The following is a 13,437-nucleotide window of genomic DNA, read 5'->3' as shown; positions in this document are numbered from 1 at the left end:
GTTCAAGCACTCTCAAAAGTAAAGGTGTAGCAGTCATATAATCACCTCCTTACATTAAGAATTAAATATAGTCTCATTAAATCTAAGTCCTATATTCATTTCTTGCTATTATCCAAATTGTTTTCAAATTTGTCACTATTCCAATAAAAGTAGTATTAATATCCATAATGTCATAAAAGGAATTCCATTGCTAATAATACTATTGTATATTTTGTAGCTATACCTAATAATTCAGCCAACCAAATTCAAAATATTGCACCATAACATCCAAGTGTAATAATAGATTCTATTTACATAAGATATTGATTTTACATTTCTACTATTATCCCGCCAGTAAGTATGTAAGCCCATGTACTTCCGATATGTTGAATAGAAATTAGATATAACTACCAAAATGCTACATATTATGAGCAACAAAGCATTTTTAACAAATGTTTCTCACGAAACATTAGACAAATAACCAGCAAAAATCTGGTCCGATAATTTTAATAAGACAAAATAAAAAGATGCCCCAACGCTAAGGGCATCTTTTCAAAAATATTACATTGTACTTGTATCAATTACAAAACGATATTTAACATCTGAAGCTAAAACTCTCTTATATGCTTCATCAATTTGATCAGCTGAAATTAATTCGATTTGAGGTTCAATGTTGTGTTTTGAACAGAAATCTAACATTTCTTGAGTCTCTTTTATACCACCAATAGCTGAACCAGCAAATGATCTACGATGACCAATTAAATTTGCAACATGTAATGATATAGGCTCTGCTGGAGCCCCAACATTAACAATTGTACCATCTAGTGTTAATAAGTTAAGGTAATCATCTAATTTCAGATTCGCACTTACTGTATTAATAATTAAATCAAATGAGCTTGCAAGTTTTTCAAAAGTTGCTTCATCACTTGTTGCATAATAATGTGAAGCACCTAATTTCAAACCATCTTCTTCTTTATTTAATGTTCTTGATAATACCGTTACTTCAGCACCCATAGCATGTGCAATTTGAACAGCCATATGTCCAAGTCCACCCATACCGATAACTGCTACCTTTTTATCTTCATTTGCATTCCAATGATTTAAAGGTGAATAAGTTGTAATGCCAGCACAAAGTAAAGGTGCAGCAGCATCTAAACCAATATTATCAGGAATACGTAATACAAAATCTTCATGTACTACAATATGCGTTGAGTATCCACCTTGAGTGGGTTCACCATATCTGTCTGTACCTGCATATGTACCGACGTTTCCTTTTAAACAGTATTGTTCTTCGCCATTTTGACAATGTACACATTCTCCACAAGAGTCTACCATGCAACCTACACCGACACGGTCATCTATTTGATGCTTACTGACTTCAGAACCAACTTCTTTAACGATACCTGCGATTTCATGACCTGGCACTAATGGATAATGAACGGGACCCCATTCTCCATGTGCAGTATGAATATCAGAATGGCATATTCCTGCATATTTAATTTCTATTAAAATATCATGTGTATCAAGATCACGTCTTTTAATTTCTGTAGCGTAAAAATCAGAATCTGGGCTATTTACAGCTCTAGCTTTAACATTTAACATATATTGATACCTCCATTATTTGTACATCAGAATATTACTATTAATATTCTTCATTGTTTATAATAGACCTTAAAGTATACTTGAGGTCAATGAATATGACTTCGCATAAAATTATGACTGAATATCCAATTCGGTCGTTTAATAAAGATATTAATTTAATAATAAAAAATGGCACAGTGGTCATAGCATATACAAAGTTGATATTAATTCTTCTAATATGGCACAATATACTACAATGAGGGGTGTCATATGAAAATAAATAAAATCATAAATAATAATGTTATCAGTGTCACTCAAAACAACCAAGAGCGTGTTGTTATGGGTAAAGGGATTGGGTTTCAGAAGCAAGAAGGGGACATTGTAGAAGAATCAAAGATTGATAAGATTTTTGATTTAAGTAGCCAAGAGATATCTGACCGTTTCAAAACGTTATTAATTGAAGTGCCAATTGAGGTCGTTCAAGCAGTTGAGAAGATTATTGAGGTTGCAAAGGTTGAATATCATAAAGACTTAAGCGATACAATTTATGTTGCACTGACTGACCATATTAACTTTGCAATTGAGCGTCAACAAGAGGGTATGGCAATCAAAAACGGATTATTATGGGAAATTAAAAAATTCTATCCAACTGAGTACGAGATTGGGATGCGTGGCTTGGACTGGATTGAAGAATATGCAGGCGCTAAATTACCAGCTGATGAAGCGGGGTTTATCGCAATTCATTTGTTAAATGCAGAGCATAATAACTTGGCAGATTATAATCAAGTAACCGAAATGGTACAGAATATTTTAAGTTTAGTGAAGTATCACTATAGATTAGACTTTGATGAAGAAAGCTTAACTTACTTTAGATTTGTGACACATTTAAAGTTTCTTGCGCAACGTATTTTCTCTGAAAATCCACTCAATTCAAGTGAAATTGAACTTTATGATATTGTGAAAGAGAAGTATAAAGATGCATTTAAGTGTGTGAAGAAGATTGAAATATTTTTAATGAAAAAACATCAATATGAAATGACAAGAGACGAAGCCTTGTACTTAACCATTCATATACAAAGATTAATTTCTAGAAATGAAAGCGTTGACATTTAGTGTTGATGTGCTATATTTAGTGTTAATAAAACAAAATAAACAATTAATTGTTTAGGATTGTGACTGTTCGGCAGGCGAGACCTAAGCCATTAATAGATGAATTTATCTTGAGATAAGTATATCTATTTGTGGTTTAGGTCTCGTTTTTTTTGTTCTAAATAAGGCGGGAGTGATAGAAATGGCAAATAAACAAAGATTGGCTGATGAAATACTAAAAAACATTGGCGGTAGTGGTAATGTTAAGAATTTAACGCATTGTATGACACGTTTAAGATTTGTGCTAAATGATGAAAGTAAGGCAAATGATGAAACTATAAAGCATTTGGATGGAGTCATGGGTTTACGTAAACAAGGTGGACAATATCAAATTATTGTCGGGAATAATGTTTCGAAAACGTATGCTGAATTAATGAAGTTAGGTGTAAGTGGGGATGGTAAAAGTAACGAGCCTGTTGAAAAGAAAAAATTAACAATCAAACAAGTGGGTATTAATATTTTAGACGCTATCATCGGTACGATGTCTCCATTAATTCCTGCCATTATTGGTGGGTCAATGATTAAGTTATTAGCAATGCTTTTAAGTATGACAGGTGCGTTATCAGAGGAAAGTTCAACCTATAATATTTTAAATACTATAGGTGACGCACCGTTTTTCTTCTTACCGATACTCGTTGCAGTATCTGCCGCTAAGAAATTTAATAATAATGTATTCTTGGCATTAGCAGTGTCTGGGGTCATGGTTCACCCAGTATTTATGGAGATTATGGAGAAAGCAGCTGAAGGTAAAGAAGCTACATTTGCATTTATTCCAGTTATGTCTGTGAAATATACGTATACGATTATTCCAGCCATTGTCATGACATGGTTGCTAAAATACATTGAAGATTTTGCAGACTATATTACGCCAATTGTTATGAAAAACTTTTTGAAACCAATGTTAATTTTATTAATTGCAGCGCCTATAGCGATTATTATTGTTGGTCCTGCTGGTATTTTAATTGGTACGGGATTAGCTCAAATTGTATTCTTTGTACACGGTCAGTTAGGATTCTTAGCAGTAGCAATTGTTGGTGCGCTATGGCCATTATTAGTTATGACAGGTATGCACCGTGTGTTCACACCAACAATCGTTCAAACCATTGCAGAAACAGGTGAGGAAGGTATGGTTATGCCATCTGAGATTGGTGCCAACTTATCTCTTGGTGGGGTTTCCATGGCAGTAGCATTTAAAACGAAAAATAGAGAATTACGTCAAACAGCTTTGGCAGCAGCGTCATCAGCAATTATTGCTGGTATTACTGAACCTGCATTATATGGGGTAGCCATTCGATTAAAACGTCCAATGATTGCATCAGTTATTACAGGATTTATAGCAGGTTCAGTTGCAGGACTTGCAGGACTTGCCAGTCATTCTATGGCAGCACCTGGATTGTTTACGAGTGTGCAATTTATAGATAAAGACAATCCTATGAGTATTGTATGGGTTATTGTAGTTATGGTTTTATCAATTGTTATTTCATTTATTTTAACGTTGGTGATTGGTTTTGAAGATATTCCAGAATCAGAAGATGAATTATTAGATTTAGGTACGAAAGACGGTATTACTGTCGCGTCTCCAATTGAAGGGGAAATCAAACCGATTGCAAGCGTTCAAGACGATGTATTTAGTAGAGAAGTGATTGGAAAGAGTATTGCAATTGAACCAACAGGAAATAAGATTTATGCACCAGTAACTGGTACAGTGACCTCAGTCTTCCCGACAAAACATGCGATTGGCATTACAGGTGACGAGGGTGTTGAAGTATTAATTCATGTGGGTATCGATACTGTGAAGTTAGAAGGAAAACCATTCACATCTGCAATAGAACAAGGAGATCATGTGAATGTGGGTGATATTATTGGAACATTTAATTTAGCTGAAATTATTGAAGCGGGTTATGACCCTACAACAATTTTAGTGATTACAAATACTGAAGATTATGATGCAATTACGTCATTCGATAACATTGACGTTGAAGCACATACATCAATATTAGGAGTGGTTAAAAAATGAATATAAATACGTTTCCAGAAGGTTTTCTTTGGGGTGGCGCTATTGCAGCAAATCAAACTGAGGGAGCATGGGATATAGGTGGCAGAGGATTAAGCAATATAGACCTAATTCCTCATGGCGCTAATCGACAAGAGATAAAACTAGGGAATAAAAAATCTAAATTAAGTGATACAGAATATTATCCAAGTCATACAGGTATTGATTTTTACCATCGTTATAAAGAAGATATTGCGTTACTTGCAGAAATGGGATTGAAAGTGTTTAGAACATCTATTTCTTGGAGTAGAATTTATCCAAATGGTGATGAAGAAACACCAAATCAAGCTGGTATCGATTATTACACTGATTTATTTAAGACATGTAAAGCGCATAATATGGAGCTACTCGTAACGCTTGCGCATTTTGATATTCCAATGGGTATCGTTGAGCAATACAACGGTTGGAAAAATAGAGAAACAATTGATTTATATGTGCAATTTGCGGAAACGTGCTTTGAATACTTTGGCGCATACGTGAACTACTGGATTCCATTTAATGAGATCAATGTCGTGTTACACAGCCCATTTTCAGGTGGAGGTTTAACCTTTGATGAAACTGAAAATAAAGAAGCAGTGTTATATCAAGCAGCACATTACATGTTAGTCGCAAGTGCTAGGGCTGTTGAAAGTTGTCATCGCATCACACCAAAAGCAAAAATAGGCTGTATGATTGCAGGTGGTAGTTTTTACCCTTATAGTTGTAACCCTGAAGACGTCTGGCAGTCTATGAATGATGAAAGAACCAATACGTTCTTCGTAGACGTACAAGCAAAAGGGAAATATCCGTATTATATGAAATCATTCTTTAAATCTAAAGGTCTCAATATTGATATTGAAAGCGATAAAGAAACATTGAAAGAAACTGTAGATTTTGTAGCATTTAGTTATTATGCCTCTCGAACATCTATTGCTGATATTTCAAGAGTGGAAAAAAATGAAGGCAATATTATTGTATCAGCTAAAAACCCATACTTAAAAATGAGTGATTGGGGCTGGGTTATTGATCCGCTTGGTTTAAGAATTACGATGAATCAAATATACGAAAGATTTGAGAAGCCGCTTTTTGTCGTAGAAAATGGCTTAGGTGCGAAAGATGTAGTAGAAGTAGATGGGACTATTCAAGACGATTATCGTATTGATTATATGCAACAACATTTCCAAGCGATGTATGATGGGATTCAAGATGGTGTACCACTACTAGGCTATATTAGTTGGGGGATTATTGATTTAGTATCAGCATCAACGGGTGAAATGAGTAAAAGATACGGTATGATTTATGTTGATAAAGATAATGCTGGCAATGGCACTTTAGAACGTAAAAAGAAAAAATCATTTGATTGGTATAAACAAGTGATACATCAAAATGGTATAGAAATATAAATTATTTAAGATAAATAAATGTAAAAGAGAACTCGTCTTATAAAAACGAGTTCTCTTTTTTATAAATTCCTTAGCTTCACTACATAACTCACTCTACACATTCTAGGTCTTTAATCACTTTGACCATGTCGTCATGAATGACTAAAGTTGCGTGGTTATCATAAGGCGTAGGGTCTCTATTAATGATAACTAGGTTCTGTCCTTTGAAATTCGAAATAAGTCCTGCTGCTGGTTGGACTACAAGTGAGGATCCTAAGACAACTAAAGTATCGGCTTCATTTATTTTATTCAGTGCATTATATATGGTATTTTCATTTAATAATTCCCCGTAAAGTACAATGTCAGGTCTAATCGGGTTACCACACGTTTCACACTCGCGTAAATGATGCGCCATAATATAATTTCTAAAATATTCATTGTGGCATTCAATACAATAGAATTGATTTAACGTGCCATGCAGTTCGTCTACATTAGAACTCCCTGCATCAGTATGCAAGCCGTCGATATTTTGGGTAATGACACCTAATGAACGTTTGTTTTGTTCTAGTTGAGCAATCCATTGGTGAACGAGGTTCGGTTGTTTATCTGCTATAAGTAAACGTTTATGATAAAAATTAACAAATCCTACTGGATCATCTTGTAGATAATCAGTACTTAATAAATATTCAGGCGCGTAGCCATCTTTTGAAATTTCATCGAATAATCCACCCATAGAACGAAAATCAGGGACACCACTTGCGACAGATACACCTGCGCCTGTAAAAAATGTGATGTTATTAGAACCATTAATGATATTTTTGAATTGTTCAATCTTGTGATTCATGTATCTCACTCCATAAAAAATTTGAAAATCTAAGGAAAACTTTAGAAACCGCTATCAACATTCAAACTAATTTTAAATTTTAGAAAGTAATTTAGCAAATAAAACGTAAAGTTAAGCCCACATAAGTCAGTAGATAGTCGCTTGTTTAAGGACGTATTTACGGTTTTTAAATTATATTATTATTATATTAAATTACATATTTAACACTTATACTAATTAATTGTCGAAAGTATGATATATTTCTAATAATTATATGTATAAATCTTAATAACTAAAGGCGGTTTGGAGCTTTGAAGAAAAAGAGACTAAAGTTAAGTACATTAATCATTATTGTAGTATGTATTGTAGTGTTATTTTCTTTACTTATTACAAGTGTATTGATTAGTCAGACAATTAAAGATACGATACATAAAACAACTGAAGAGAAAGCTGAAGTAATTGGTAAGACAGTTTCTCAATCTGAGATTGTTCAATCTACTTTGAAAAAGGGCGACGATGATAATAGAATACAAACATATGTGTCTGAAATACAACATTCAACGGATGTGAGTTTCATTGTTGTAATGGATATGAATGGAATACGAAAGTCACATCCTAATGAAAAGTTAATTGGTAAGCATTTTAAAGGTGGCGATGAAAAAAATGCGCTTCATGGTAAAGAGAGTGCTTCTATTTCTAAAGGTACGCTCGGTGAATCATTAAGGTCATTTACACCTGTTTATGTTGATGGTAAACAAGTTGGCGTAGTTGCCGTTGGTGTACCGATGAAAAGTGTTTCTGAAGCACTTGCAGATGGCAATAAGCAGATTATCATTGGATCAATTGTTGGGCTTATCGTCGGTGCCTTTGGCGCATATCTACTTTCTAGATACATTAAGAGAATATTGCTTGGTTTAGAACCTTCGAATATTGCTAAGATATTTGGAGAAAGGAACACGATGTTACAATCTGTTCATGAAGGTATCGTTGCTGTTGATAAAGAAGGTAAGATTAATTTAGTGAATAAATCAGCGATGGATATATTTAAAAAGGCAAATCTCAATAGCAATCCTATTGGCATGAAGATTGATGATTATATGGAGTCTACACAACTACCAAAAGTACTCGAGTTAGGTAAACCAGAATTAGATAAGGAACAAAATATTAATGGCGTAAAGATTTTGGTTAATAGAGTACCATTGGTTGTAAATAATGAAATTGTTGGTGCAATTTCAACATTTAGAGACAAGACAGAGGTTAACAAGCTTTCTGAACAGTTAGTAGGCGTGAAGACATATGCTGATACATTACGTGCGCAGTCACACGAGTTCAGTAATAGATTGCACGTAATTTCTGGTCTGTTACAAATGGAACATTATGAAGATTTGAAAAAATATATACATGAAATTGTTGAAGTCGGTAGCCAAGAGAATGGTAGTATTACGTCGAAGATTAAAGACGCTGTGTTAGCTGGATTCTTAATTGGAAAATTAAGTTTGGCGAGGGAACAGAATATTAAATTGTCTATTATGAGCCATACAGTAATCCCTGAACCGAAACATTCATATATTACACATGAACTGATTACGATTATAGGTAATTTAATAGATAATAGTATAGATTCTTTAAGCGCTGCTTCTGTTAGAGAGAAAACAATCGACGTACATTTGAAATATATAAATAGTGAATTAAGTATAGATATTGTAGATTCAGGGTTAGGTTTAAAAAGTGAATTAACGCATCAAATTTTTGAAAAGGGCTATTCTTCTAAAGGGGAAGATAGAGGATATGGGCTACACCTTGTTCAACAAAGCGTAGAGAAACTTAGTGGAGAAATAAATGTAGCTTCTAATGTAGAAGGCAATGTGACATTTTCAGTGGTTATAAACTATTCAGAAAAGGGGGATTAAAAATGTTAAATATCTTAATTGTTGAAGATGATCCAATGGTTGCACAAATAAATCAACAATTTGTTGGAAAAATAGATGGCCAAGCTTCAGTTGATATTGCCTCAAATGTTAAAGAAGCTATAAACTACATAGAAAACAAAGAAATTGATTTATTATTGCTGGATATATATATGCCTGAAGAAAATGGTCTTACATTTCTTAAATATATAAGAGAGCAAGGTTATAAAATAGATGCAATACTCATCACAGCAGCTTCTGATGTCGAGGATATCCAAACTGCATTTCGTTACGGCGCTGTAGATTATTTAATTAAGCCCTTCGACTTTGAGCGGTTTCAACAATCGTTGTTGAGATATAAAAAAGGTCTAACATTCTTTAATAAAACGAGTAGTATTAATCAAACTGACATTGACGCTGAGTTTCTCAATAAGGAAATTGTTGAGTGTGATTCAGAGCTGAAATTACCAAAAGGCGTGACGGAAGCAACATTACAAGTAATTATTGAAAAAATGAAATACTTTGAAGAAAATGAATTCTCTACTGATGACATCTCAAAGCGCGTCAATATTTCGAGAGTTTCTGTAAGAAAATATTTAAAATTTTTAACAGATATAGAGGTTTTAGAGGAATCTTTAAATTATGGCATAGGTCGGCCCATCAATTTCTATAAGGTTAAAAAGGATAATCTACAGTATTTAAATAGTTACATAGAATTATATTGAAGTACTACCGAATTAAAAGGATGAAATTCCTTTTGATTCGGTTTTTTTAATTACAAAAAGATAATTAAAATTTCATAAACTATAATTCTATGTCGCCTATGAATAAAATAGATTTATACGTAACAGGGGGGTTAATAATGAATACGAAAGAAAATTTGAAAGCGCTTACTAATGATGGGATACCAATAGAGCGTAGCTTCAAAAGTTTAGGGAAAAGGCTAGTTAATATTAAAGTGGGTGTGTTGCCATTACCACTTTACTTAATACTAGCTGTAATTATATTAGCTGCGTCCATATATAATACATTACCGACAGACATGATTGGGGGATTCGCAGTAATCATGATTTTGGGTATCTTGCTCGGAGATCTTGGTCAAAAAATACCGATTTTAAAAGATATCGGTGGACCTGCTATTCTAGCATTACTTGTACCATCTGTTTTAGTGTTTTTAGATGTTATTAACACATCTTCTATGGAATCGGTTACAAGTTTAATGAAGACCTCGAACTTTTTATATTTCTATATTTCTTGTTTAGTTGTTGGCAGTATTTTAGGTATGAATAGTAAAGTGCTAATTCAAGGATTTACACGTATGTTTGTACCTTTATTAGTGGGAACTATTTTGGCAGTATCTTCAGGCTTATTAGTCGGGCTATTATTTGGTTATGATATTAAGCATACATTATTTTATATCGTTGTACCTATTATTGGTGGAGGTATTGGTGAAGGTATTATACCATTATCCATTGCATACTCATCTATATTGGGAGGGTCAGCTGAATCGTTCGTTTCTCAAATGATTCCAGCAGCAGTAATTGGTAACATATTTGCGGTTGTTACTGCAGGTATCATGATGCGCGTAGGAGAAAAGCATACAAAGCTTTCAGGAAATGGAAAATTAATTAAATCTGAAAACATAGATGAAATGAGTGAGGATAAAGAAGAGAAAGAAAAAGTCATTGATTTCTCACTTATGGGAGCAGGTTTACTTATTGCCTGTAGTTTCTTTATTGTTGGTACACTTGGTCAAAAATTCATAGGTATGCCGGGGCCAGTTATTATGATTCTATTTGCAACGATTATTAAATGTTTAAAGGTATTGCCACATAATATGGAAGATGGCGCGCATAATTTATATAAATTTGTATCTACAAGTTTGACTTGGCCGTTAATGGTAGGGCTTGGAATGTTGTACATACCTTTAGAAGATGTCGTTAAAATTGTAACACCAGCATATGTTGTGATATGTGCATCAGTTGTATTAACCATGATTGTTTCTGGCTATTTTGTAGGTAAATTGATGAAAATGTATCCAGTAGATGCCGCTATTGTGACGAGTTGTCATAGTGGTTTAGGTGGTACAGGCGATGTAGCTATATTATCAGCATCTAAACGTATGGCACTTATGCCATTTGCACAAGTTGCTACTAGAATAGGCGGCGTATCAACAGTAATCATAGCAACATTTTTGTTGAAAATATTAAGTTAAATCATAATACGATATAAGGAGTAATAAATATGTCAGTAAGAAATGAAACTACAAAATCAATAAGTTTACACCATGAACGCTCAGGAAAAATAGAAATTACAAGTAAAGTAGAGGTTAATAATGAACAAGATTTGAGTGTCGTTTACACGCCTGGCGTATCTGAAGTATGTAAGGCTATTACAGAGGATGAATCAAAAGTAAATACGTTAACAGCACGAGGTAATATGATTGCTGTAATTACGGATGGTACGGCGGTACTTGGATTAGGTGATATTGGACCCAAAGCTGCTATACCAGTTATGGAAGGAAAAAGTATTTTATTTAAAAAACTGGCAAAGGTAGATGCATTTCCTTTATCTTTAGATACAAAAGATACTGAAGAAATCATATCTATTATAAAGGCTTTACAACCTAATTTTTCTGGGATTAATTTAGAAGATATATCCGCACCACGTTGCTTTGAAATTGAGAAGAGATTAATTGAAGAGCTCGATATTCCAGTATTTCATGATGATCAACATGGAACGGCTATAGTTGTACTTGCAGCATTAATCAATGCACTTAAATTTGTTCAAAAAGAAAACTATTCTGTAAAAATCATTATCAATGGTGCTGGATCCGCAGGTATTGCGATTGCTAAGTTATTATTAGAAGCAGGTTATAAAAACATTACACTGGTCAGTCTAGAAGGTGTCTTAAATAAATCAGAAACGTGGATGAACAGCGCTCAACAAGATATTACAGCATATACAAATCCTGATGAACATAAAGGTACATTGGATGATGTCATTCAAAATGCAGATGTATTTATTGGTGTATCTGGTCCCAAAGCGTTAACAAAAGATCATGTAAAGTCAATGAGTGATAACCCAGTTGTTTTTGCATTAGCCAACCCAACGCCAGAAATATATCCAGAAGAAGCAATAGAAGCTGGAGCTGCAATAATTGGAACTGGACGTTCAGACTATCCTAATCAAATCAATAATTTATTAGCATTTCCAGGAATATTTAGAGGCGTGTTAGATGCACACTCAAGTGATATTACAACAGAAATGAAAATAACGGCAGCTAAAGCAATTGCTGGCACAATAAGAGAAGATCAGTTAGCAACAGATTTTATTATTCCTAACGCGCTAGATAAAAACGTCACTCACCAGGTCGCAGAAGCGGTTAAAAATAGCGTGAAAAAAGAAGGGGAAATATTAGTTTAGAGTGAAAAAAAGGAACAGCAAATGGAATTGTTAGCAGATTTATGATTCTAGACAAAGTAGAAAGTTGATTAATCTGATGGATATGAGTTCTACGATTTTAATAAGTAACTAAGATTCTAAATAATAATTAAAAGCGCTGACAACACAATATAATGTTGTCAGCGCTTTTAATTTTGTACCTTTATTCTAGTTCTCCATCTTCATCATATTTCGTTACGTTACCGTCTTGATCAACAATGTAGGAGCCAGCTAAGTTATCATCTTTATCAGTAAAGGAGAATCCCCAATCTCCATTATCACTTTGTTCAGGCTCTTTATAGGTGTATTGAGAAGTATTTAAACTATGTCCCTCATATGCTTCAACCTTATCAATTACATTTTCTCGTGTGACTTCACCACTATTATCATTACTATTTTCGCTACTATCATTAGAACCATCAGATTCAGAAATTACAGGTGTCCAATGTTCTATTTCACTTTGAGAAAAATCTTTTAGTTTTACGGTTTTAGGATTATTAAGTATGCGGGTAGATTCATTTTGCGAATAATCATCTTTGTCCCAACGTTTGTCTTGGAAATGACTAGGTACGTCATAAACGTCTACTGTACCATCATGGTTGTCTTGATAAATAACTTGTCCTGCAGCAGTTGGTGTGCCATATAAAGCTTGCGTACCGTTCGGAAATGTTGCGGAAGCACGCTTATTATATGGATTTAATACGTCACCCGATATATCTACATGAGTGATTTCAGTACTTGAAGAATCTGCATTGCCACCATTATCTTCAATTATAGAAATCCATACTTTGGCGTAATGTTCAGGCGAATTAGTACTTTCGTCATTACTGTTACCCTCAGATGATGAATTATCATTGTTGCTTTCATCTTTGCTATTATTACTACTGTTTTGGTCTTGTTTGTTTGAGTCATTAGAATCTCCATCAGATCCTGTATTAATGTTGATATCACAAGCAGATAGACCAATAGAAGCTACAATAATTACGGTAGCTATATATTTAAATTTCATAAAATCCCCCTTATATAATAAATAAGTATGCTTAATATTTATTATACCCAATAAGTTGTCAAAAATCTTTTTATTAAAAAATATTATGATAATTTTGAAAGAAAATATTCACTTTTTAATTTCAAAATCGT

General features: G+C 33.6%; 10 protein-coding genes. 7 read left to right on the top strand and 3 right to left on the bottom strand.

Features of this window, described 5'->3' with window-relative positions; all coding sequences use genetic code 11:
• Positions 1 to 540 precede the first annotated feature (540 nt).
• Positions 541 to 1,581 (bottom strand): NAD(P)-dependent alcohol dehydrogenase, encoded by a 1,041-nt coding sequence (locus ACA31_RS12880; protein WP_057513715.1) that lies wholly within the window; start codon positions 1,579 to 1,581, stop codon positions 541 to 543.
• 249 nt (positions 1,582 to 1,830) lie between these two features.
• Between ACA31_RS12880 and licT the strand changes: the two genes are divergently transcribed.
• The 3 genes from licT to ascB all read left to right on the top strand — a co-directional run bounded on the left by licT (position 1,831) and on the right by ascB (position 6,144).
• Positions 1,831 to 2,673: a BglG family transcription antiterminator LicT gene (gene licT, locus ACA31_RS12875; protein ID WP_057513714.1), complete on the top strand. Its 843-nt coding sequence runs from the start codon at positions 1,831 to 1,833 to the stop codon at positions 2,671 to 2,673.
• A 178-nt stretch (positions 2,674 to 2,851) separates the two neighbouring features.
• Positions 2,852 to 4,726, top strand: a complete 1,875-nt coding sequence (ascF, locus tag ACA31_RS12870) for a PTS cellobiose/arbutin/salicin transporter subunit IIBC (protein WP_057513713.1) — start codon at positions 2,852 to 2,854, stop codon at positions 4,724 to 4,726.
• On the top strand, positions 4,723 to 6,144 hold the full coding sequence (ascB, locus tag ACA31_RS12865; RefSeq protein WP_082587085.1) for a 6-phospho-beta-glucosidase: 1,422 nt from the start codon (positions 4,723 to 4,725) through the stop codon (positions 6,142 to 6,144). The genes ascF and ascB overlap by 4 nt, the downstream gene beginning before the upstream one ends.
• A gap of 88 nt (positions 6,145 to 6,232) precedes the next feature.
• Here the strand turns inward: ascB and ACA31_RS12860 are convergent, their stop codons facing one another.
• Positions 6,233 to 6,967 carry an NAD-dependent protein deacylase gene (locus ACA31_RS12860; protein ID WP_057513712.1) on the bottom strand — a complete coding sequence of 245 codons (735 nt, stop codon included), beginning with the start codon at positions 6,965 to 6,967 and terminating at the stop codon, positions 6,233 to 6,235.
• A 290-nt stretch (positions 6,968 to 7,257) separates the two neighbouring features.
• On the opposite strand from ACA31_RS12860, the gene dcuS reads away from it, so the two are divergent.
• The 4 genes from dcuS to ACA31_RS12840 all read left to right on the top strand — a co-directional run bounded on the left by dcuS (position 7,258) and on the right by ACA31_RS12840 (position 12,279).
• Positions 7,258 to 8,856: a DcuS/MalK family sensor histidine kinase gene (gene dcuS, locus ACA31_RS12855; protein WP_057513711.1), complete on the top strand. Its 1,599-nt coding sequence runs from the start codon at positions 7,258 to 7,260 to the stop codon at positions 8,854 to 8,856.
• 2 nt (positions 8,857 to 8,858) lie between these two features.
• Positions 8,859 to 9,578, top strand: a complete 720-nt coding sequence (locus tag ACA31_RS12850) for a response regulator (protein WP_057513710.1) — start codon at positions 8,859 to 8,861, stop codon at positions 9,576 to 9,578.
• 137 nt (positions 9,579 to 9,715) lie between these two features.
• Positions 9,716 to 11,068 (top strand): 2-hydroxycarboxylate transporter family protein, encoded by a 1,353-nt coding sequence (locus ACA31_RS12845; RefSeq protein WP_057513709.1) that lies wholly within the window; start codon positions 9,716 to 9,718, stop codon positions 11,066 to 11,068.
• A 29-nt stretch (positions 11,069 to 11,097) separates the two neighbouring features.
• Positions 11,098 to 12,279: an NAD(P)-dependent malic enzyme gene (locus tag ACA31_RS12840; protein WP_057513708.1), complete on the top strand. Its 1,182-nt coding sequence runs from the start codon at positions 11,098 to 11,100 to the stop codon at positions 12,277 to 12,279.
• 181 nt (positions 12,280 to 12,460) lie between these two features.
• Here the strand turns inward: ACA31_RS12840 and ACA31_RS12835 are convergent, their stop codons facing one another.
• Positions 12,461 to 13,306: a hypothetical protein gene (locus ACA31_RS12835; RefSeq protein ID WP_057513707.1), complete on the bottom strand. Its 846-nt coding sequence runs from the start codon at positions 13,304 to 13,306 to the stop codon at positions 12,461 to 12,463.
• Positions 13,307 to 13,437 lie beyond the last annotated feature (131 nt).

Origin of the sequence: Staphylococcus sp. NAM3COL9, from assembly GCF_001431205.1 — a bacterium.
GTDB lineage: Bacteria > Bacillota > Bacilli > Staphylococcales > Staphylococcaceae > Staphylococcus.
Note: the sequence above shows the minus strand (reverse complement) of the source record. Positions and strands in the feature narration are given on the sequence as shown.